17 protein-coding genes are annotated in these 23,689 nt (G+C 33.4%); 11 read left to right on the top strand and 6 right to left on the bottom strand.

Annotated elements, in window-relative coordinates; genetic code table 11:
• Nucleotides 1-44 precede the first annotated feature (44 nt).
• From Q0Q96_RS07290 to Q0Q96_RS07280, 3 genes are read right to left on the bottom strand one after another with little or no spacing between them, the layout of a single operon-like run.
• Nucleotides 45-785: a head GIN domain-containing protein gene (locus Q0Q96_RS07290; protein WP_293873062.1), complete on the bottom strand. Its 741-nt coding sequence runs from the start codon at nucleotides 783-785 to the stop codon at nucleotides 45-47.
• 2 nt (nucleotides 786-787) lie between these two features.
• On the bottom strand, nucleotides 788-2,557 hold the full coding sequence (locus Q0Q96_RS07285) for a PspC domain-containing protein (protein ID WP_293873060.1): 1,770 nt from the start codon (nucleotides 2,555-2,557) through the stop codon (nucleotides 788-790).
• A gap of 4 nt (nucleotides 2,558-2,561) precedes the next feature.
• Complete coding sequence (locus tag Q0Q96_RS07280; protein WP_293873058.1) at nucleotides 2,562-2,891, bottom strand: PadR family transcriptional regulator; 330 nt, start codon at nucleotides 2,889-2,891, stop codon at nucleotides 2,562-2,564.
• A gap of 261 nt (nucleotides 2,892-3,152) precedes the next feature.
• On the opposite strand from Q0Q96_RS07280, the gene Q0Q96_RS07275 reads away from it, so the two are divergent.
• From Q0Q96_RS07275 to Q0Q96_RS07230, 10 genes are all read left to right on the top strand, one after another.
• Nucleotides 3,153-3,608: a DUF4442 domain-containing protein gene (locus tag Q0Q96_RS07275; protein WP_293873056.1), complete on the top strand. Its 456-nt coding sequence runs from the start codon at nucleotides 3,153-3,155 to the stop codon at nucleotides 3,606-3,608.
• A gap of 73 nt (nucleotides 3,609-3,681) precedes the next feature.
• Nucleotides 3,682-4,584: a TIGR01777 family oxidoreductase gene (locus Q0Q96_RS07270; protein WP_293873054.1), complete on the top strand. Its 903-nt coding sequence runs from the start codon at nucleotides 3,682-3,684 to the stop codon at nucleotides 4,582-4,584.
• A gap of 272 nt (nucleotides 4,585-4,856) precedes the next feature.
• A complete protein-coding gene (locus Q0Q96_RS07265) occupies nucleotides 4,857-5,426 on the top strand; it encodes a nucleotide exchange factor GrpE (protein ID WP_293873052.1) in 570 nt (189 codons plus the stop codon).
• A gap of 55 nt (nucleotides 5,427-5,481) precedes the next feature.
• On the top strand, nucleotides 5,482-6,591 hold the full coding sequence (gene dnaJ / locus Q0Q96_RS07260) for a molecular chaperone DnaJ (protein WP_293873050.1): 1,110 nt from the start codon (nucleotides 5,482-5,484) through the stop codon (nucleotides 6,589-6,591).
• Nucleotides 6,592-6,752: 161 nt separating this feature from the next.
• Nucleotides 6,753-7,676: an ATP-binding cassette domain-containing protein gene (locus Q0Q96_RS07255; RefSeq protein ID WP_293873048.1), complete on the top strand. Its 924-nt coding sequence runs from the start codon at nucleotides 6,753-6,755 to the stop codon at nucleotides 7,674-7,676.
• Nucleotides 7,676-8,980, top strand: a complete 1,305-nt coding sequence (locus Q0Q96_RS07250) for an ABC transporter permease (protein WP_293873047.1) — start codon at nucleotides 7,676-7,678, stop codon at nucleotides 8,978-8,980. The genes Q0Q96_RS07255 and Q0Q96_RS07250 overlap by 1 nt, the downstream gene beginning before the upstream one ends.
• Nucleotides 8,981-9,081: 101 nt before the next feature.
• Nucleotides 9,082-10,185: an ATP-binding protein gene (locus Q0Q96_RS07245; protein WP_293873045.1), complete on the top strand. Its 1,104-nt coding sequence runs from the start codon at nucleotides 9,082-9,084 to the stop codon at nucleotides 10,183-10,185.
• A complete protein-coding gene (locus Q0Q96_RS07240; protein ID WP_293873042.1) occupies nucleotides 10,178-10,867 on the top strand; it encodes a response regulator in 690 nt (229 codons plus the stop codon). The genes Q0Q96_RS07245 and Q0Q96_RS07240 overlap by 8 nt, the downstream gene beginning before the upstream one ends.
• Nucleotides 10,868-10,885: 18 nt before the next feature.
• A complete protein-coding gene (locus Q0Q96_RS07235) occupies nucleotides 10,886-12,820 on the top strand; it encodes a KUP/HAK/KT family potassium transporter (RefSeq protein ID WP_293873037.1) in 1,935 nt (644 codons plus the stop codon).
• Nucleotides 12,821-12,830: 10 nt separating this feature from the next.
• Nucleotides 12,831-14,186, top strand: a complete 1,356-nt coding sequence (locus Q0Q96_RS07230; RefSeq protein ID WP_293873034.1) for an outer membrane beta-barrel protein — start codon at nucleotides 12,831-12,833, stop codon at nucleotides 14,184-14,186.
• 45 nt (nucleotides 14,187-14,231) lie between these two features.
• Here the strand turns inward: Q0Q96_RS07230 and Q0Q96_RS07225 are convergent, their stop codons facing one another.
• The 3 genes from Q0Q96_RS07225 to Q0Q96_RS07215 all read right to left on the bottom strand — a co-directional run bounded on the left by Q0Q96_RS07225 (nucleotide 14,232) and on the right by Q0Q96_RS07215 (nucleotide 23,025).
• Complete coding sequence (locus Q0Q96_RS07225; protein WP_293873031.1) at nucleotides 14,232-16,508, bottom strand: BamA/TamA family outer membrane protein; 2,277 nt, start codon at nucleotides 16,506-16,508, stop codon at nucleotides 14,232-14,234.
• A complete protein-coding gene (locus tag Q0Q96_RS07220; protein WP_293873028.1) occupies nucleotides 16,501-21,477 on the bottom strand; it encodes a translocation/assembly module TamB in 4,977 nt (1,658 codons plus the stop codon). Before Q0Q96_RS07220 ends, Q0Q96_RS07225 begins: the two co-directional genes overlap by 8 nt.
• A gap of 120 nt (nucleotides 21,478-21,597) precedes the next feature.
• Entirely contained in the window at nucleotides 21,598-23,025 is a 1,428-nt protein-coding gene (locus tag Q0Q96_RS07215; protein ID WP_293873025.1) for an L-serine ammonia-lyase, read from the bottom strand.
• 139 nt (nucleotides 23,026-23,164) lie between these two features.
• Here Q0Q96_RS07215 and ytxJ point away from each other — a divergent pair, with 139 nt between their 5' ends.
• Complete coding sequence (gene ytxJ / locus Q0Q96_RS07210; RefSeq protein WP_293873022.1) at nucleotides 23,165-23,455, top strand: bacillithiol system redox-active protein YtxJ; 291 nt, start codon at nucleotides 23,165-23,167, stop codon at nucleotides 23,453-23,455.
• The last annotated feature ends 234 nt before the right edge of the window (nucleotides 23,456-23,689 follow it).

Below are 23,689 nucleotides of genomic sequence, written 5' to 3'. Positions count from 1 at the left end.
TAGAAAAAAAAACATCCCAATTTTCATTGCGATGTTTTATTAACTTAATCTTTGGAAACGCTTCCACCCGAACTTTCCTCTTTGATTACTGTTTTGGGTAAACCACTGTAATCGATGGAGCCGCCACTTGAGGCCTTTGCATTTAAGCTAATTCCAGGATGTACATTGATAGTTCCGCCACTTGAAGCCTTTGCTGTAATCTCATTAACTAATAAATCTTTGGCTTCTATAGAGCTACCACTAGAGGAAGCTGCATTTAATTTTAGCGCTTTTCCTTTTAAGTTTAAGGTACTGCCACTGCTCGATTCGGATTTGATAGTATCATATTCTACATTGAGTTCGGTTTCGCTTCCACTACTAGTTTTTATCAATAAATCAGTTCCACCAAAGCTGTTTTTAGTAGAAACAGATGAACCGCTTGTGGATTCAACTGAAGTTAAAGTAGGCAATTTTATATGAATAGTTTTTGCTTTTGCCTGATTAATATTTTCGTCGGCGGTTATGATAAGCAAACCGTTTTCTACTTTTGTCGTAATGTGTCCTTGCAAGTTTTCATCGGCTTCCACTTCTATAAAGTAACTTTCAGATTTTTCTAAAGTTACTATCAGTCCGCGGCTGACCTCAATTTTCGAAAAATTGTTTTCCACTTTTCGGATTTGTCGGGTTACATTTTCATTGCCGTCTATGCCATCATCCCAATTAATATTTGCATGACAGGAACTAAATAATAGCGCAGCAATAGACACAGCGATAATTTTGGTACAAAATACAATGAACTTTACCATGATTAATTAGTTTTGATTATTATTCCGTTTTTATCTACTGAAAGTTTTCCTTGTTTTTCCTTTTTTGCTGGCTTTGCAGTTTCATTTACGATTACACTTTGACCGTTAACTTTTACAGTAGTTGTTACAACATTATCAGTTTCTCTGGTATTACTTTGAATAGTTATGTCATCAGCATTCTCAACATCGTTATGTTCATTTTCATCTGCGGGACAGTTTAGACATTTTACCTTATTGTTGTCAACTTTATAAATGTAATAATCAGAACTAAAATGCAAATTAAAATAGTCGTTGTCTGATTCATCAAATGCTTCGACACTTTTATCCACTTTGAATCGTATTCCTTTTGGTAAATATAAATACAATTCGATGTGCTGATCTCTGTATTTACTGGCGATTTCGGTTAGTAAATAATTGTCTAGCAGTAAACGATTACCAACAATTTTATACCCATATCTTATTTTTTCTGCTCTTGCATTAGCTTCATTATAAGATTTTCCTTTTGCTAATTTTTCTATTTGTAAATATGCTTGTGGTTTATCGGTAGCTTTTATTTCAAACCGAATGTTGTTGGAATAAATGACTTCATGCTTTGCAGAATCTTGAGTAAAGATAAAATCTTCATGCTCGTTACTGTTTTTTGAAAAGAAATCATTGGTTACAAATTTAATTTGCAAAGTATCCACAGGGTTGATGTTTATAGTTTCGTTTTTAACCGATTTTCCGTCAAAAGCCAGTTGAGTAGCTTCGTTTATTCCTAACGAAATAAGGATTCCTAAAGCGATAATCCAAAGAGCCAACAAACTATATTTAGCTACATTCCCAATTGATTTTAAATTGACTACTAACAATTTTAATCCTAAAATTAATAAGAAGAAAAATGGAATTCCAAATACCAATAAGAACAAGATACCTTGAATCCAAAGTGGTGTTTCAAGACCAATTGGTGTATTTATATGGTTCAAAATTGTTATAGATGGTAACGATGAGGAGAACATCATAATAATAGATGCTATAAAAATTCCTAATAATGCAAAAGAGGAAAATAGCACTATGAACGCTCCTAATACTTTGGCAAACGCCCGAAATATTTTTGTGAATACTTCCCCAATGCCATCTGCCATTTTTTCTGCACCAGTTTTGACTTGGTTACCCATTTTATCGTAATCGGCGTTTTTGAATTTGTTGGTTACACTGTCAAATTCTTCTCTAACTTTCTTTTCGATATTAGAAATAGTTACTGGTTCCCCCGTCATTTCTAGTTTTTCAGAAGTAGTGATAGCTTTTGGAATGGCGATCCAAAGAACGAAATAAGCAACAATTCCTGCTCCGAATCCTGCGAAAACAAAGATTAGGAATGCTATTTTAATCCATACTGCTTCGATTCCTAAATAGTAACCTAAACCTGAACAAACACCCGCAATAGTTCCCTTGTCTTTGTCGCGATACAATTTTTTGGTTCTTGTATATTGGTAATAAGGTTCTTGTTGTTTTTTGGTTGCGTCATCATCAATGCGGTAATCTTCGGGCTGACCCATAATTAAAATTACTTCATCAACATCTTTATTGTTAATTACATGTTTGTCGCTTTTTTGTCTTTCGGTAAGCAATTCCGCCACGCGCATCTCTATGTCTTTCATAATTTCATCTTGACCAGAGGAGTTTGAAAGGGAACGTGTTATTGCTTCAAAATATTTTGTTAATTTTTGGTATGCATCTTCATCTATGTGAAAAACCAAACCACCTATATTGCTATTTACTGTTTTGTTCATGATATTATTTTTTAGTTGTGATAATGTTCACAGCATCTGACAGTTCTGTCCAAGTACTGTTTAATTCAGTTAAAAATGTTTTTCCTATTTCGGTCAATCCATAATATTTTCGTGGTGGCCCAGAGGTTGATTCTTCCCAACGGTAGTTGAGTAAACCGTCATTTTTTAGTCTTGTCAGTAGTGGATAAACTGTTCCCTCTACCACAAGCAATTTTGCGTTTTTTAAAGTGTCTAATATTTCAGAGGTGTATGCTTCTTTGTCTCTCAAGACACATAAGATACAAAATTCTAAAACACCTTTACGCATTTGAGCTTTTGTGTTTTCAATATTCATAATACATGATTTTACTTTTTTTTGTGATTAACTAATTCGTTTTTTTGATTGATGATTTTTTATATATTTTACTATGCATTTTGGTTGATTAAAGTTTTTATAAATATTACTATGGATACCCTATTGATTTCTTATGCAAAGATACAATTTAAAAATAGTATTATGCAATACAAAGTACTAAAAATTAACATTGATTTAACATTTATCAAAAACGGATTTTAAATTTCTTTTTTAGTACTTTTGAAATATAATCATCCATTTATGAAATATACTTCATCAAAATTGAATACTTTTTTATTTTTAAAATTACCATCTGCATTTTGGTGCGGCGTACGGGTAAGTTCTATTTCTAGTAATCAATGTGAAGTAACAGTGAAGCATCGTTGGTTTAACCAAAACCCATTTAATTCTATGTATTTTGCAATACAAGCCATGGCAGCCGAATTAACAACAGGGGCTTTGGTTATGTTGCAAATAAAGAATAGTCAAAAAAAAATCTCAATGCTTGTTGCAAATATGAATGGAAATTTCTCTAAAAAAGCGACAGGAAAAATTACATTTACTTGTAGCGATGGTTCTTTAATAACGGAAGCAATTCAAAAAGCTATTGCCACCGGCGAAGGACAAACCATTTGGATGAAATCAATTGGCGTAAACGAAAAAGGAGAACAGGTTTCTGAAATGAATTTTGAATGGAGTATTAAATTGAAACAGTAAACAAAAGTTAAACCTAGTTTAATTAGGTTTAATTTAGGAGATGCTGTTTATAACTTTGGAAAAATAATATATAATGAAAATTTTAATAACTGGCGCAACAGGATTAATTGGTACCGAATTAGTAAAATCTCTTTTGGCAAAGAACCATACTCTAAATTATTTAACAACTGATAAAGCAAAAATTGAGAGTAAATCTAACTATCATGGCTTTTATTGGAATCCACAAGAAGGAAAAATAGATGAAAATTGTTTGTATGAAGTTGATGCTATTATTCATTTGGCTGGCGCTAATATCGCAAAACGTTGGACAAACAAATACAAACAGGAGATTATAGAAAGTAGAACTCTTTCTAGCGAATTACTCTATAATTTAATCAAAAAAAATCATGGTTCAGTAAAACAACTTATTGCTGCTTCCGGTACCGCTGTATATCCTGAAAGTTTTACTCAAGTTTATGATGAAACAACCACTGCAAGTGAAGATAGTTTTCTCTCAAATGTAGTCAAAAAATGGGAGGAAAGTGTTAACCGATTTGAAGTCTTAAATATAAAAGTCTGCAAAATACGTACGGGAATTGTACTTTCAACTATAGGTGGCGCTTTGCCTGTAATGGTAAAACCAATTCAAATGGGTTTTGGTGCGCCAATGGGTAACGGAAAACAAATACAATCTTGGATACACATAAAAGACTTGGTTTCATTATATTGTTACGTGGTAGAAAATAAATTAGAAGGTTTGTATAATGCGGTTTCGCCAAATCCCGTGACCAATGAGGAATTAACCAAAGTAATTGCCAAGACAATTCATAAATCTATTTGGCTTCCTAACATACCAAAATTTGTAATGAAGCTTATTTTAGGAGAAATGTCATACTTGCTTTTTTCGAGTAAAAATATAAGCTCAAAAAAAATTATGGATAAAGGTTTCCAATTTCAATTTTCCAAAATTGATGAAGCAATTAACGATTTATACTAATAAAAAAAGTGCTGTTGTTTAACAGCACTTTTTTTTACTATAAAGATTGTGAATTAATAATTATTACAGCTTTGAACAAACCCAAATGATTTTTTCAAGTTATCAAACAAATTTAATTAAAACGAAAACGTAATAGTCTTAAAATTTTATTAAAGTTTGGTTAAGATAATTTTCAGTTTCTTGCATATTATTTTCATTTTTGCAAACAAAAAATGTGACAATTTGACAATTTAAAAGATTTGGCAGTACTTTTGCAATCAAATTTCAAGCAAATGAAAATTAAAAATATATTTAAAAATAAAACAGAAATGAATACTGAAAACACAGATAAGCAACCCATTGAAAACGAGTCAGAAAACGTGATTAATGGAGTTGAAACTGCAGAAGAGTTAAGCATTGAAGAACAATTACAAGAAGATTTAGCTAAAGAAAAAGATAAGTTCTTGAGACTTTTTGCCGAATTTGAAAATTATAAAAAAAGAAATGCAAAAGAGCGAATGGATTTATTCAAAACAGCTAATCAAGAAGTTTTACAAGTTTTATTGCCAGTTTTAGATGATTTTGATAGAGCCCTTATTCAAATTTCGAAAATAGAAGATGAAGTTTTATTGAAAGGTGTGGCATTAATTCATGAAAAATTGAAAAATGTACTTGCTTCAAAAGGTTTGGAAGAACTTGAAACTCGGATAGGTGATGTTTTTAATGCGGATTTTGCCGAAGCAATCACTCAAATTCCAGCACCTAGTGAAGATTTGAAAGGCAAAATTGTTGATGTTCTAGAAAAAGGATATAAATTGGGCGACAAAATAATTCGCTTTCCAAAGGTTGTCATCGGAAATTAACTCAAATTTCTTCCTTACCATTAACAACTGACCAAATAAAATTCAATAGTAATTTATGAAAAAAGATTTTTACGAAATTTTAGGGATTTCCAAAAATGCCTCCCCCGAGGAAATAAAAAAAGCATACCGAAAAAAGGCTATCGAATTTCACCCGGATAAAAATCCAGGAAACAAACAAGCCGAAGAAAATTTTAAAACTGCAGCCGAAGCTTATGAGGTTTTAAGTGATGCCGATAAAAAAGCAAAATATGATCAGTTTGGTCATGCTGCTTTTGAAGCTGGTGGCGGATATGGTGGTGGACATCATATGAACATGGATGATATATTTAGTCAATTTGGTGATATTTTTGGTGGCGGTGGATTTGGAGGATTTGGCGGTAATTCTAGCGGACAACGTCGTGTAAAAGGAAGTAATCTTCGTATAAAAGTAAAACTTACGTTGGAAGAAATTGCCAACGGCGTGGAAAAAAAAGTAAAAGTAAAACGTAAAATACAAGCATCAGGTGTTAGTTACAAAACCTGTTCTACTTGTAATGGTCAAGGTCAAGTTTTGCGGGTTACAAATACTATTTTGGGTCGAATGCAGTCTGCTACAACCTGCAATGTTTGTGGAGGAACTGGACAAACTATAGAAAGTAAACCTAACAATGCCGATGCACAAGGAATGATTTTGGAAGACGAAACCGTTTCTATCAAACTTCCAGCGGGAGTTGTTGACGGTATGCAATTAAAAGTTTCAGGAAAAGGAAACGATGCTCCAGGAAACGGAATTGCAGGCGATTTAATTGTTGCTGTAGAAGAACTGGAACACGAATTTTTAAAACGTGAAGGCGAAAATCTTCATTATGACTTGTACATTAGTTTTCCCGAAGCTGCCTTGGGCGTTTCAAAAGATATCGAAGCTGTAAATGGTAAAGTAAGGATTAAATTAGAAGAAGGCATACAATCAGGTAAAATTTTAAGATTAAAAGGAAAGGGAATTCCAAGTTTAAATAGCTACGGAAGCGGCGATTTATTGGTACATGTAAATGTTTGGACTCCAAAGAAATTAAGTAAAGAACAACAACAGTTTTTTGAAAAATCGTTAATCGATGATAACTTTATTCCTCAACCTCAAAAAGAAGATAAATCTTTTTTTGAAAAAGTAAAGGATATGTTTTCATAGTTAAAAAAATATATTTACATTTGGTTATTACTTGGAAACAAGTAATTTCTTTTTCATAGCAATTTTTCCCATCCCGGCTTAAAAACTTGGGTGGGTTTTTTTGTTTTCATTAACATTATTTTTTGAGTATTTCGTTACTTTTACCAAAATTAAAATAAAGCATGAACAATATACTTGAAGTAAACAAGGTCGTTAAGCAGTATGGCGATTATACAGCCCTCAACGAAGTTTCTTTAACTGTTCCTCAAGGAAGTATTTATGGACTTCTCGGTCCCAATGGTGCTGGAAAAACTTCACTGATACGAATTATCAACCAAATTACTATGCCCGATGGTGGAGAAATCCTCTTGGGTGGTGAAAAACTAAAACCCGAAGACGTTAGTGTTATAGGTTACATGCCCGAAGAAAGAGGCTTGTACAAAACCATGAAAGTAGGCGAGCAATGCCTGTATTTGGCTCAACTCAAAGGTTTATCAAAAAATGATGCCAAGAAACAATTAGATTATTGGTTTGAACGATTAGAAATTCAAGGTTGGTGGAATAAAAAAATTCAAGAACTATCTAAAGGAATGGCGCAAAAAATTCAGTTTGTGGTTACCGTTTTGCACAAACCTAAATTGCTTATTTTGGATGAACCTTTCTCTGGTTTTGATCCTGTGAATGCCAATTTGATTAAAGACGAAATTCTGGAATTGAATAAGCAAGGAACTTCGGTAATTTTTTCGACACACCGAATGGAAAGTGTTGAGGAAATGTGCGATTATATTGCTCTGATTCACAAGTCAAATAAGCTTATTGAAGGTAAATTGACCGATGTTAAAAAACAGTTTAGAACCAATAATTATGAAATAGGAATTTTGAGCGATAACATCGAAGGTTTGATGTATGATTTGTCACAAAAGTTTACTTTATCTCAAACGGATTTCAAATCCCTGAATGACGAATTAAAATTAGAAATCAATCTTGGTTCCGCTACTCCAAATGAATTATTGAATATTTTAGTGCAAAGAGGTCAAGTTACCCATTTTGTCGAAAAAATCCCGAGTATGAATGATATTTTTATCCAAACTGTAAGCGAGAAGTAATGAGCAAAGTAGTACTTATCATTAAAAGAGAATTTATTGCCAAAGTGCGCAATAAATCGTTCATTGTAATGACTTTTTTAAGTCCGTTATTGTTTGTGGGAATCGCGGTTTTTGTTGGCTATTTGAGTACAATGAAAGCTGAATTAAAAACAATTGCTATTCATGACGAAACAGGAAGATATGTCAACCAATTTAAAAGCGACAACGAATACAAGTACGTCGATTTATCTCAAGTTGATTTAAACATATTGAAAGATAGTATTGTAAAAAAAAGCTATGAAGGGCTGTTAATCATCCCAAAAGCGGACGATAATACCAAACTCGAAAAAGGAATTCAATTTGTTTCTAACGACAGTCCAAGTGTTTCTTTTATTAATGATTTGCAAGATGTAATCGCCAAAAAAATAACCAGCGAAAATCTTCAAAGTGCTGGTTTAGATACTTTAAAAATAAATAATGCTAAAGCTGACGTTATCATTAATTTAGAAAAAGCTTCGGGAGAAGCTGCTCTAAAAGGTTTAAACGAAATTAAGATTATCATCGGTGGCGCGTTTGGTTATCTGATTATGATGTTTATTATTTTGTATGGTAATATGGTGATGCGAAGTGTAATAGAAGAAAAAACATCCCGTATTATTGAAGTGATTATTTCATCGGTTAAACCATTTCAACTGATGATGGGAAAAATTATTGGTACCTCTTTAGCAGGAATTTTGCAGTTTCTAATTTGGGCACTTCTAGGATTGACCGCAATGTTTGTAGTTTCGAGCATTTTTGGTGTTCATGTGGGAGCAACCGCCGGTGTTCAAGATCAAGTCATGCAGTCAGCACAACACGATATGTCGGGAACGATTTCTTCTTACATAAAAGAATTATGGAATTTACCCATTGCAACTATTCTAATTTCATTTATCATTTATTTCATTGGAGGCTACTTTTTATACAGTTCGTTTTACGCCTCTATTGGTGCCGCTGTTGATAATGAAACCGACTCACAGCAATTTCTTTTGCCCATCATTATGCCTTTAATATTAGGCGTTTATATAGGTTTTTTTACCGTAATGCATGATCCCCACGGAACCATAGCTACAGTGTTTTCAATGATTCCGTTAACTTCACCCATTGTAATGATGATGCGAATCCCGTTTGGAGTTCCAATGTGGCAAATTATAGTTTCGATGGCGTTACTTTTTTCAACTTTCCTAGGGGTGGTATGGTTTGCAGCCAAAATTTATCGTGTTGGAATTTTGATGTATGGTAAAAAACCAACTTGGAAAGAACTCATTAAATGGATGAGATACTAAAAAAACAAAATCTTTATAAAATCTTTATACTTTCTACAACTTACCTTATATTCTACTTATAACTAATGCTGTAAATTTGTTGCATAATTTATTACAAAATTATGACCATATTAAAAACCCAGAGCAATTCATATGTCATCAGTATACTTTCAGTAGTTACCATTTCTTTACTGGGATTGCTAGTTCGAGATGTCATCGATTATAAAATTTTTGGTTATTTACTCCTTTTTTTGGTTTCTATTTTAGCCATTTTTTTAGATATAAAACCTGTTTTGTTATCAGCAGTTTTAAGTGCTTTGGCTTTAGATTTTCTGTTTATAAAACCGTACTACACACTTCATATCGATAACGCTCAAGACGCTTTATTACTGCTTTTATTTTTTATCATTACATTAATCAATGCTGTTTTGACTTTTAAAATCAAACGGATGCAAAAAGCCATTCATATTAAAGAAGCTCGAGCCAATACCATGAAGTTGTACAACACTTTATTGGATTCTCTTTCGCACGAACTGCGAACACCTATTGCCGCTATTATAGGTTCTATTGATACTTTACAACAAAACAATGTTACTTTATCTGCTGAAATCAAAACCAATTTATTCAACGAAATCGCAAATGCTTCCATGAAATTAAATTATCAAGTAGAAAATCTTCTTAACATGTCACGTTTAGAATCGGGATATATTCAACCCAAAATAGATTGGTGCGATGTAAAAGAGTTGATTTACAATGTTTGCAATAGATTGACCGATGAATTAAAACAACATAAACTAGAAATTGAAACTGAAGATAATTTGCCGCTTTTTAAATTAGATTATGGTTTGATGGAACAAATTCTTTATAACTTGATTTACAATGCCACACAATACACACCAAAAGGAGCTAAAATAAGAATTGAAGCCAAATATGAAGTAGATGCAGATTATGAAGTGCACATAGACTTAATAAAAAAATGCGTTATAACCATTTCCGACGATGGTTATGGTTTTCCAAAAGATGAAATAAACAAGGCTTTTGATAAATTTTATCGCTTACAGAATTCAAAAACCGGCGGCACAGGTTTGGGATTGTCTATTGTAAAAGGTTTTGTAGAAGCACAACATGGAACTATTAAATTAACCAATTCCGATGATGGTGGAGCTGTTTTTGAAATGACTTTTGCCGTTGATTGTTTAGCTACTAATACAGTTCAAAATGAATAATTGCGCTACAATATTAGTTATTGATGACGAAAGCCAAATCAGAAAACTTTTAGAAATTACATTGGAAGCTAATGGTTACAAACTGCTTTTTGCAATCAATGCTAAAGAAGGAATCACGATGGCAGCCAGTCATCAACCCGATTTAATCTTACTAGATTTAGGTTTACCCGATGAAAACGGACAAGTGGTTTTAAAACAATTGCGAGATTGGTTCCAAAATCCAATTATTATTTTATCTGTAAAAAGCACTGAAGAAGAAATTGTAAAAGCGTTAGATAGTGGTGCCAATGATTATTTGACCAAACCCTTTAGAACTCTTGAATTGCTTGCACGAATAAGAACTGCTTTGCGTGGTAATTTCAATCAAAGTCTAGAATCAGTCCTAGTTTTTGGTAACATCACTGTAGATTTTGCTTCCCGAATTATCAAAGTTAAAGATGAAATAGTAAAATTGACGGCAACCGAATATAATTTGTTTGCATTATTGTTAAAAAACGACGGAAGAGTTTTGACACATCAATACCTTTTAAAAGAAATTTGGGGCAATAGTTTTGCAGAACAAACGCAATACTTGCGAGTTTTTGTAGCGCAGCTTCGTAAAAAAATTGAAGAAGACCCTAATCGTCCACAATATATCATTACAGAATCAGGAGTAGGATATAGATTTAACACCAGCGAATAATCAAATAATTTTATTAATATGAATCAATCTACTAAACATAAAATTACTGCGGTAACTTTATTAGTGGCTCTAGGAATTATCTATGGTGATATTGGTACGAGCCCATTATATGTGATGAAGGCTATAGTCGGAGAAAAACCCATCAATGAACTCCTTGTTTATGGTGCGGTCTCTTGTGTGTTTTGGACACTAACTTTTCAAACCACTTTAAAATATATTATTCTAACGCTTTCTGCCGATAACCATGGAGAAGGTGGTGTGTTTTCGCTTTATGCTTTAGTAAAAAGATTTGGGAAAGGCAAATTAGTAATTCCTACAATTCTTGGAGCCACCACACTTTTGGCAGATGGTATTATTACACCGCCAATTTCGGTAGCATCGGCTGTTGAAGGATTAAGTGATATTATTCCTGATATTCCAACAATTCCTATAGTTGTAGTAATTATTTCCTTGCTTTTTATCTTTCAACGATTTGGCACTCATAAAGTGGGGTCTATTTTTGGTCCTGCTATGTTTGTTTGGTTTTGTATGCTATTTGTATTAGGGCTTTCTCAAATAATACATCATCCAGCTATTTTAAAGGCTTTGAATCCAATGTATGGTTATGAATTATTGACACAATATCCAAAAGGATTTTGGTTATTAGGCGCTGTATTTCTTTGTACAACTGGTGCCGAAGCTTTGTATTCCGATTTAGGACATTGTGGTAAAGAAAATATTAGACTCACTTGGGTTTTTGTCAAAATAAGTTTGGTGGTCAATTATTTGGGTCAATCGGCTTGGCTGATGAATCAAGGAAAAGAATTTTTATCAGGTAGAAACCCTTTTTATGCTATCATGCCTCAATGGTTTTTATTATCGGGTGTAATTATTTCAACTATTGCAACTATTATTGCTTCTCAAGCATTGATTACGGGGTCATTTACACTTATAAACGAAGCTATTTCTTTGAATTTTTGGCCTAGAGTTACCATAAAAAATCCAACTAATATGAAAGGACAAATCTATATTCCTTCCATTAATAATCTATTATGGTTTGGTTGCATCTTGATGATTTTATATTTCAAAAACTCAACCAATATGGAGGCTGCTTATGGTTTTTCAATTACTATCGCCATGATGATGACTAGTTTTTTATTGGCGTATTTTTTGATTTATATCAAAAAAGTAAAAACTTCTTTGGTGACAGTCATTATGGTAGTTTTTGCAATCATAGAAATCTCGTTTTTCATTGCCAATGTTTCCAAAATTAAACAACGATGGATGTTCTTATTTTTCGAATTATTCATCTTTTTAGTAATGTATGTTTGGTATTATTCTCGAAAAATTAATAATCGCTTTATCAAGTTTGTCAATTTAGTAGAGCAAACACCACTATTAAAAGAATTGAGCGAAGATGACAGCATACCAAAATATGCTACTCATTTGATTTACCTTTCAAAAGCTGATAAAACGTATGAAATTGAAGAAAAAATAATCAAATCTATCTATGCCAAAAAACCTAAAAGAGCTGATGTGTATTGGTTTTTGCACATCAATAGAACCAACGATCCTTTCGCATTGAATTATGAAGTAATAGAAATTTTGAACGATAAAGTAATCAAGGTAGCTCTCAATGTTGGTTTCAGAATTCAACCAAAAGTAGAGTTGTATTTCAAAAAAATTGTCCAAGAACTGGTTGATGGTAAAGAACTAAATTTGCACATACGTGCTGACGGTTCTACAAAATATAATAGTGAACCCGATTTTAAATTTGTCATTATTGAAAAATTTATTTCGGTCGAAAACGACTTTGGTTTCAAAGAAGGTTGGATGTTAACTTCCTATTTTTGGTTGAAAAAACTATCTTTATCCGATGAAAAAGCTTTTGGACTAGATAAAAGCGATGTAGCTACAGAAGAATATCCAATGATTTATACGCCAGTTGCTAAAGTTGAATTAAAAAGAAAATAAAAAAAACAGAATGAAAAAAATACATTTACTTTTTGCGTTATTATTATCAGGAATATGTTGGGCACAACAAGATACCATTAAAGCAAAAATTCCGTTTGAAGGTCAAGATCAATCATGGCAAAACGGTTCTGACAGACGAACAGTACCGCCAGTTTTAACCTCTAAATATTTTGTAGGTAGTATTATGATTGATGCCAATTATACACATTCCTTTAATAATCCTAATGACAATACCGTTGTGGGATCAACTTCATTGGCTAGAAATAATGAAATACAAATTTCGAGTGCCAATATTGGTGGTGAATTTAATTATGAAGGAGCAAGAGGCAAAATTATGATGCAGTTCGGAACTCGTTCTACTATTATTCCGCGTAATGATTATAGCGTTTATCGAGGGCAATATCAATTAGACAATGTGTATCGCTATTTGTCTGAAGCTTATGCTGGTTATCATTTTAATAAATGGTATGGCATCAATGTAGATGCGGGAATGTTCATGTCTTATTTAGGTTTGAATTCTTATTACCAAGTCGAGAATTGGGAATATCAAGCCTCATTTACTTCTGATAATACCCCTTGGTTTTTTAACGGAGTTCGAGTTCAAATTTTCCCAACCAAAAAATTAAAAATTGAAGGCTGGTTAGTTAACGGTTGGCAAAGTTATGGAAAGTTCAACAGCATGCCGGGAATAGGGGGAAACCTAACTTACTGCCCGAGCGAAGCCGTAAAATTACTTACCAATGATTATTTTGGGACTGATGCCGCTGGTTTAAAGAATAGAGTTCGTTTTCATTCCGATAATAGTTTGTTAGTTCGTTATTTTAATCACCCCAAGTCAAAAGGAATTAGCAAAGCCGCTTTTTCATCTACTGCTGACATTGGTTTTGAGCGTGGCGATGGCGTGGCAGGATTTAACGGAAATGATGCAACTCCTTCGCAATATTTCTTGAGTGGCATGTGCTACAATCGGGTGTGGTTTAACCAAGATAAAATGGCATGGACTATCGGCGGCGGATTTATGACCAATCCTGGCAGGTATTTAGTTTTATATCCTACAGGTGATGCTAGTCCGTTACCAAATCCTAATAATCCAACTCAGACGCAAGGAACACACCCTTTTTCTGCTAATCCAGGGGATGAATTTAAAGGTTGGGATTGTTCCACAGGTTTCGATTTTATGCCTAATCAAAGCATCACTTTTAGAGCAGAATTTGTACATAGAGAATCTAGTGTGCCCTACTTTGCAGGTAGTGGTGGTGTAACTTCGCCTTCAGGATACACGACAACACCGCTGCCACCAGATTGGAAACCAGATTTAGTCAAAATGGAAAACCGAATTGTGTTTGCGGTATTGTTTAGGATTTAATATGTTTTCAAACCTGACAACTTTTTAAACCTGTCATGTTCAACTTTAAAAGGGATAACCAATGGCTAAATTAAACAACAGATTTTCTTTTCGCCACGACCCACTTCCAAGGTTTATTTGGTCAATTACCCATCGTTGACCATCGGGTAAATAGGGTTTTCGGATTGGAAAAGCTAAATCAGTTCTTAACACCAAAAAATTAAAATCAAAACGCAACCCTGCACCAACACCAACGGCAATTTCTTTCATAAAATCTTTTGTAAATTGAGAACCGGGTTTGTTTACATCTTTGTTTAAAAGCCAAATATTTCCAGCATCCATAAATAAGGCACCATTAATAAAACGGTAAATTTTACTTCTATATTCGGTGTTAAATTCTAATTTTATATCGCCCGATTGATCTGGAGTAAAAACACTTGAATTATTTGAGGCATCATAAGTTCCTGGCCCTAATGCTCTTGAACGAAAAGCACGCAAACTGTTTATGCCACCAATAAAAAATTGTTTACTAAACGGAATTTTATCAGAATTGCCATAAGCATAAGCTCCACCAACAATGATTCTACTTTTTAATACAGAATTCTTACCAAGCTTGTAAGTGTATTTTAATTCGCTTTGAATTTTTATGAATTGGCTAAATGGAATATCAAAAACTTTTATCGAATCGCCTTTTTTGATGTTGGCATTAGTGATTAATCCCGTAATATTTCCAGAAAAATCGATGCCGCTTTTAAAATAAAATGTATTTTTCTTTTTTTCATTCATCTCGTTGGTGTAAGTGTAGGCGTAGGTTGGTCCAAAAATTAATTGTTTTTCTATTACATTTTTCAGCGACGGATTTGCTGCAACTTGATCGTTATACAAATTAGTTACATTTTCTGGGCTGGCAAAAGTGATTTCAGTAAGATTTAATTGGTGTTCTTTTCTCAAATTTTCTTTCCACGCATAACCAAACGAAGCTTTGAAGGTTTGTAACGAATATAATTTTTGTCTGTTCTGAAATTCGTAACCAATAGTCGCATTTGTTCTAGGTACAAATCCGCTAGAAGATTTAAGCTTAAATGGTGTGATAAATCTTGGCCATACCAAACTCGCTTCTGACCCAAGACGGTATACATTAAATCCGTTATTTATGCCGCCTAATTGCACCTCAAGTCCGCCAAAAACTGAAATAGTCAATAATTCGGCACCATGAAACGTATTGCGGTTGCTCCAATTTACTTTTAATTCGGTTCCAGTATAATTTGCCGAATTGGTTTTTCCCAATATTTCAACGCGAATTGATTTTTGTGGCATTGGAGACAGATAATAATAGGCAACTAAATAATTTCCTATGGTATCTGATACTTTAAACTGATTTTTCACAAACTTAAAAGTACCTAGATTAACTAATCTATTCAACGATAAACTGTGATTTGTTCTATTATATACATCACCTTTTTTGAAATAGAGCGTTCGGTCAAAAATTCGAGGTTTAAATAAATTGTTATTTCCAATAATCGTAAAATCTTCGTATTTTTCAGCTTTTGAAAGCGTATCTACGGCAATCGAAAAATTAGGATAAATAATAATTTTATTGATTTTATAGACCAGTTTTGACTGCGCTGGTGCATCCGATTTAACTTTTAAAATCAGGTCTACGTCGTGTTTCCCCACAGTGCTGTCCACTTGAACTTTTAAATAATTAGCATTAAAATAGTAAAATCCTTTTTCCTTTAGCAGGGCATCAATCCGAATTCTTTCTGCTTGTATCACAGCAAGATTGTAGGCTTCCCCAACTTTTAACAAACTTTTAAGTTGCGTTTGTCTGACCGCTGATTCAACATCGGTAGAATCTATTGGGAACTGAACAGATTTAATTTTATACTGTTTACCCGGAATTACGGTATAATCTGCTCGTACTTTTTTGCCAAATTTTGTCGAGTCAGCGCTTGTTCTTGTGTTAAAATACCCGTTGTTTTCAGAGAAATTCTGCAATAAACTTCGGTTGTATTCTAAATCAACCTGACTGAACAAAACGGGTGCTTCTCCAAGCGTGTATTTTAGCCAGTGGCGAAACCCTTTTTCTTTTTTGACATCTCCTGCAAGATTGTAAAAGAATAATTTTGGACGTAGCCCTAGTATTTTTTTATTCGGAATCGGACGCGTAATTTCATTGAGTTTTGATTGTAACGCTTTACGTTCTTTGCGCGCAATCGAGTTGTCTTTGACATTCACATTTGCACCAACGTAAAGCATTTCGCCCTCGGGTAACTGTTTTGTCACGCCACAAGAAGTCGCAAGTAATAGAAGTAGGGCAGCCAAAACTAAATTCTTATCCATTTGATTTCTTTTTAGCTTTTGGTTTACCAGTCTCTTTTTTGAAATTAAATAATTCTTTGAATTTGTTGTAATCCAAAGTGATGATAAATCCAACACCCGTTTCAATCACTTGTCCTTGTAATGCTACTTGGTACAAGTTTTTACGGTAAGCCCGCAGTTTATAACGTCCGTCTTTTGAAACTAAATATTCTCCCGAAATATCCCCAGCAATCGTGCTTGTATCTTTGTTTTTTTGTTCAGGACCTTCAATCCCAAAACTGCTTCCTACGGTTACTTTTAGTCGGTCATTCAACAATTTTTTGGAAAACCCCACATTCAAATCAGTTTTATTTTCTTTTTTACCAGTAGTAAAATCCTGCGATGAATCGATGTCAAAATTTAGTTCAAAGCCTTTGATAAAATCCCCAGCAAGATTATTGAGTTGTTGTGACAAAATTTTGCTCGCACTTTCTCTTGCCAATGAAGAGGCAGTATTGCTGCCACTTTGGCTAGAAAATGGATTTTCTCCAATGAATCGATTTAACAATAACAGTGCAAAAACTTGTTTGTTTAACTCATCGGGTTCTTGACGTAAACGTGCTAATTTTGCTTCGGTTTTACTGATGATTTCGCTCGAAACTGAATTGTTCCCTTTTGGTAAAATAATGTCAAACGTAATATTGGGTTTCAATAATTCGCCATTCATTTTTAGTTCTGTTTCAAACGGAATTTTTTGTTTGTACGTGTTGCGCTCTTCTGGAGTCAACAATCCTAACTGATCATTAAGCAAATCTAATGGCGCACTTTCTGTTTTATAAACTGCAGTAATGACAATATCAGCCGTTGTGGGTTCTCCAGTCCAAAGTAGGTAACTTCCTTTTTTGATAATAAATTTTCGTTTAACAAGATTAAAACTCATTTCATAACTACCTTCTTCCAATTCATAGCGCCCAACTAATGTTGTTTTTCCAGATGAATCAATGCCACCAGTAAGTTGCGCTTCGCCCTTTAACTTCAGTAAATCGCCATTGGATTTATCAATTAATAACGATAATTCAGCTTCTTTATCCACTTCAATAGTTACAGAAGCGTCGATGCCTTTAATTGCTGTTTCACTAATCATTTTGTCAGCGGTCAGTGTTATTAATTTAGGCTGAACTTGATCAATAAATTCTACAATTCCTTCCCTGTCGGCTATTGACGGGTCGTCTTGGGGCAAAACAATTGTAAATTTCGTGTCTTTGTTTATTTTGATAGTTCCATCAATTTTTGGATTGTCTATGGTTCCTGTAACCAGTAAATGATTGTCTAAAAATAATTCACCATAAAAAGTATCATTATCTTTGGCTTTTGAATTTATAGCTTTAAAATTAGCAGCATCAACGGTTAAGTCAAATCCCAGATTGCTATAATCTTGATTATTAATTTTTCCGCTGATGGTCAAATCGTTATCTTTTTCGTCTTTGATGGTAAAATTATCGAGAAGGATTGCATTTTCAACAAAAGACAGGTTATCATTGATAGCTTTAAATTTGGAGTTCAGTTTCGTGGCTTTGAAACCAACGTCATTAAATTGTAAGGTACCAAGTAGTTTTGGACTGCTGGTTTTGCCCGTTATTTTAAAATTTCCCGTTAAAAAGCCAGCTCCATCGGTAATATTATCCATAGAAAAACCTTGAATACTTTTTATATTCAACTTTTGAATGTTTAAGTTAATGTTCAAATTATCATCGATAGCACCATAAGTTCCGTCTAAATTCACCTGATTTTCTTGCCCGGTTATTGCTATGTTGGCAGTGTAGGTATTGGCAATTTCGTTATTAACTTTTACATTTATTGTTCCTAAAGTGTCTTTTTTAAAAGTGAAATTGTCAATTTTTAAATCGGCGGTGAAAAGTACTTTTGAAATCAAATTTTTTAATAAAGCAGTACCATTTACAGTTCCGTCTATTTCTAAATATTTCATTTTAACAATATTCGAAATGGTTTTTATTTCAAAATTTTTAAAATCAACTGTTAGTGGAGCATTGGTTTCCATTGATTTGGATTGTAATTTGATACCTTTTCCTTCTTTGCTCAAATTGAAATCATTTACAAAGATTCCGTTTTTGGCAAACAGAATTCGATTATCATTAGATACAGCCCAAGATTCATAATTTAATAACAGCTTTTTTGGATCTAATGAAATTTCATCCCCGCCATTTTTATCTTGTAATTTGCCATTAATTTGGTAGCAATCTTTATTTTTAAAATCTTTTACTACTAAAGAATAATCCAAAACATTATTGGCAACTTGTCCGCTTATACTTGTTTTTGGAATTTCAAATTGTGTGTTTTTTACTTGATCAACACTCAAGTTATAAAGCAGTATTTTATCTTTGTTGTCTATTTTTAAAATGCCGTTTGTAATGCTATTGGAGCCATAAACTAGTTTTGGAATCAAGCCATTTACAACGATTGTATCATTGACCGTATTATACCTACCCGTAAAATCTATAGGCTCTAAACTTTTTAAATCTGGAAGTATTTTTAGTAAAATGGGAGTGCTTTTGACGTTTACTTTAAAGGCTACTTGTTGGTTGTCACGAGGAACATTCTTTGAACTTGATTTTAAATTGTAGTAATTAGAAATACTATTTTTTACAGAATTGGCGATACTGGACAATTTATATTTTCCTTTAAATTCAACATCCATAAACTGCGATTTTAACAGGATTGTGTTTTTTTCTGATGTTGAAACGGCAAGAATATTTATCGAATCTGTAGCAAATTGGTCTTTATCGTTGGCAATAATCAAGTTGTGAATGCTGGCTTTCCCGTTTAAATAATCTAAATCGGCGGATTGAATGTCTGCATCAAGAACAGCACGCAATTTTAACGCTCCTGCGTGAAGATGGAGCTTTTTCAAATCAGCAATATCAATGTTAAGATGTAGTGTTCCCGCAGGATATTTATCCTTAAAACTACCGCTCGAAATGAGATCAAATTGTAAGTTGGGGTCTTTCAAAAAAGCAATTGTGTTAAATAAACCCTTGTTTATGGTGCCATTTACCACTAAATTTTGATAATTGTAATGATTGAAATTTGCTTTAATAACGGTTGCATTGGCGGTAGCACTAGCCGATTTTGGGTTAAAACCATTTCCATTTACATTCATTTTTACCGTTATTTTTCCAATAGAATCGTTTTTCAAAAAACTGCCCAAATCAAAATTAACAACTAAAGCCTCAAACTTATATTTTTCTTTATTTTTAATGCGTCGGTCTAAATTGCCTACAATTTTGGCACTACCAGTACTAGTTACAAAATTTGCATTAGTGCTAAAATTATCGATGCTTCCTTTAAAAGTTCCTTGGGTTCTCAATTGCGAAGGAAGTTGAATGGTATTGGGAATCGTATTTTTTGGGATTAAATTATAGACATCTTTGGAGCTCGTTTGAATGTTTTTGACGTTCAAATCGAAAAAAGTTTTGTTCACATCGGGCAAACCAGTAATGCTTCCGGCAGCATCAATTTTTGTTGTTCCTATACCGCTTACTTGAAGTTTAGAAATCAACAGCTTGTTAATTTTACCCGAAATAGTGGAATTCAATAACAGCACCGCATTTGGATTATTTTTGAAAGGATTAGTCGCCGAGAGTTGCGGCGCAAATATCAAAATGTCTTTAAAGCCCACGCGACATTGATTTAAATTGGCGTTAACCGAAATTGCCGCTGGATTTTTAGAAACACTTGCTACCGACGGATAGTGTACAATGATTTTGTTTTTAAGAAGCGTTTGTGGTGTTTTTAGATATAAATTTTCTAAAAAAGCAGTTTTTTGACCATAAAAAAACTTTGTTTTTAAAGCATTAATTTTAAGTCCGCTTTTTTCGGCGAGCAGTAATGCACTGATTTTACCTGAAATACTAGTTGCCGTGTACTTAATTTTGCTTGCGTCAAGAGTTACATTTTGTAGTTGTAAATGGTTGTAATCTATTCCTTTATGAATGTAAACTGCGTTATCGTCATTATAATTTAAAGCTACATTTTTAAAATTAATTTGATTTAGCTTTATGTTCCAATTAGTAGCTTTAGAAATGGATGCCGCTGCCAATTCCTTTTTTAAATTTGTTAGTTTGCTGTAATTCAGAGTTCCTGAAGCGTTGGACAATGCAATGTTATCAAGCGAGATTACATGATTTTTTTGGTCGAAAAAAGTTTCTTTAACCAACAGTTTTTCCAAATTGATAGCCGTTAGCAACTTCGATTTTTCGTCCTGATAGGTTGTGTTGATTTCTGATAAATCAATAGTTCCAAATTTCAGTTTTATATAGGGCGTTATTGATTTCCCCGTTGCAATAATTACAGTATTTATCGGGATTCCTTGATTGTAAGACAATTGTAAGCCAGACAATTTAATTTTTGGAACCTCAAAATTCATTTGATTCAAATCAAAAGTTTTGATTTTGGTAGCAAGATGCTTTAATTTTAGTTTCAAATCACTATTTGAAATGGCATCTTTGTAGTGAATCCTGACCTGGTTCAGCGCTATTTTATCCATTACAAATTCCATGGGTGGCGATTTGTTGTCAGGAGTAGTATTTGTAAATGACTTGATGATGTAATCAAAATTGAATTCAGCTTTAGAATTCTTGTCAATATTGGCTATAATCCCATCCAAAGCAGCTGCATTAATTTCGATCTTATTATTGAATATTTGTAATAAATTGAGATTTGCCGCAATTTTTTTACCATACAAAAGCGTATCTTTTTTTTGATCTTCAAGATAAATCCCTTCTAAAATAATATCTTTTGGAAAACCAATCTGAACTTTATCTAGTTGAACTTTAGTTTTAATTTTACTCTCAAGGTAGGTTATGACTTGGTTTTTTGAAAATCTTTGAACAGCAGGAATTTGTAGTGCAATAATTAATAGTAACACTGCTCCACAAATTAGGAGCAGTATCCAAAGCAGGATTCTTAAACCTTTAGTAAAATATTTTTTCAAACCAAAAATCTAAAATTTAATTAAGATGACAATTTCTTGTGACATTATTGCACGAATATAAAGGTCTAAATTTAATCATGAAAAAAGATTACATAATTATCTTAAAGAATTATAATATTTTTAACAGTCCGCCATATTCACTGCCACAGCCAGTCCGCCTTCTGAAGTTTCTTTGTATTTAGAGTTCATGTCTTTTGCAGTTTTCCACATGGTTTCAATAACTTTATCTAGTGGTACTTTAGCATTTTTAGCATTGGTTTCCATGGCAAGTTCTGCTGCATTGATGGCTTTTATAGCGCCCATAGTGTTGCGTTCGATACACGGTATTTGAACTAAACCACCTACAGGATCACAAGTCATTCCTAGGTGATGTTCCATCGCAATTTCGGCAGCCATCAGCACTTGATCTGGAGTTCCTCCCATGACTTCGCACAAAGCTGCTGCAGCCATAGCAGATGATACACCTATTTCGGCTTGGCAACCACCCATAGCCGCTGAAATAGTAGCTCCTTTTTTAAAAATACTGCCAATTTCGCCAGCTACTAGCAGAAATTGTTTGATGGCTGCTTCGTCGGCATCATGATTTTCTATAACTAAATAATACATTAACACTGCAGGAATAACTCCTGCACTGCCGTTTGTTGGTGCTGTTACAACTCTACCCAAAGCAGCGTTTACTTCATTAGTTGCGAGTGCAAAACAAGAAACCCATTTCAATATTTGTCGAAATTTTACTTCGGTTTTCCGAATGCACTCTAACCATTCTTGTGGGTTAGAATAATTGGCTAAACCTATCAATCCTTGATGCATATCAAAAGCGCGTCTTCTAACATGTAAACCGCCGGGCAAAATCCCTTCGGAATGACAACCAATGTACATGCACTCCAGCATGGTATGCCAAATCCGAATTAATTCATGATGAATGGTTTCCTCGTTTCGCATCGACTTTTCGTTTTCATAAACAATTTCAGAAATCGATTTTTTTTCAGCGATTGTATATTGAAGAAGCTCTTCGGCGTTTTGAATAGGAAACGGAAAAGCGCATTTTATTTCTAATTTTTTCTTGGCATTACTACGTTCTTCTTTCACGACAAAGCCGCCGCCGATAGAATAAAAGGTAGAAATGTATTGCGTATCATCATCCAAATAAGCCGTAAAGGTTAATCCATTGGCATGAAAAGGGAGAAAATTTTTGTTGAAAACAATGTCTTGCAGGAAATAAAATGGCAAACTGACCGTGTTTCCTAAATTGATTGTGTTTGTATCTTCGATAGTTTTTACAATTCTAGCAATGTCTTGAACTGGTATAAACTCTGGGTCTTGACCACTTAAACCTAACATAATTGCCAAATCGGTCGCGTGACCTTTGCCTGTTAAGGAAAGTGAACCGTATAAATCAACTTTGACCCGAGTGATGGTAGGGAAAAGATTTTCGTTTTGCAATTCAGATAAAAATCGTTCTGCAGCCCGCCAAGGTCCAAGTGTGTGTGAGCTTGAAGGACCAACACCAATTTTGAGCATATCAAATACCGAGATGCATTCTTCCATCGATTATTTTTGATTTAATTACGGCAAATATATAGAATTACAGTGTAGCAAAGTTACATCTTGCCATGCTTATTGCGCGTTGTTATGGTTTTATAATTGTATTTTTGCAACAGTTATAAATCGGTAATAAAATGAAATTATGAGTTTATTAAAAAATATATTTGGGACAAATGAAGAACATAAATCGGCTTTAAAAGTAGGATGGAGGTTGCTGACTGATGTGGAGCAATTGAATGAAATTATAACCGCTTCGGTCGAGAATCCTGTAGTTATTTTTAAACATAGTACGCGTTGTCATATCAGTAAAATGGTATTGCGACAGTTTGAAAATGATTTTGATTTGGAAGAAAAAATTATTCCTTACTTTTTAGATTTAATAGCACATCGTTCTATTTCAAATGAAATTGCTGTTCGTTTTGTCTTATCCTAAAATACGTTGACCTTTTTTTAGGTTTAATAATTATTTCAAATTTATACTTTATTGCCGGAACATTGATAAGTTTTTTAAAAAATTCCCTTCGGGTTTTAAAAGCTTATCAACATTCCTACGACGCTAAAGTAGAGACTTTAACTCGTTTGTAGTTTTTGTTTTCTTGTTTATTATATTGTAAATGAACTTCTTGTGGTTTTTTAAAATCTAAACTCCAATGCATTCTCAAATTGT

The sequence above is a fragment of the Flavobacterium sp. genome, from assembly GCF_025352015.1.
Taxonomy (GTDB): Bacteria; Bacteroidota; Bacteroidia; order Flavobacteriales; family Flavobacteriaceae; genus Flavobacterium.
The sequence above is the reverse complement of the archived record's forward strand: the minus strand, read 5'-3'. Positions and strand labels throughout refer to the sequence as shown.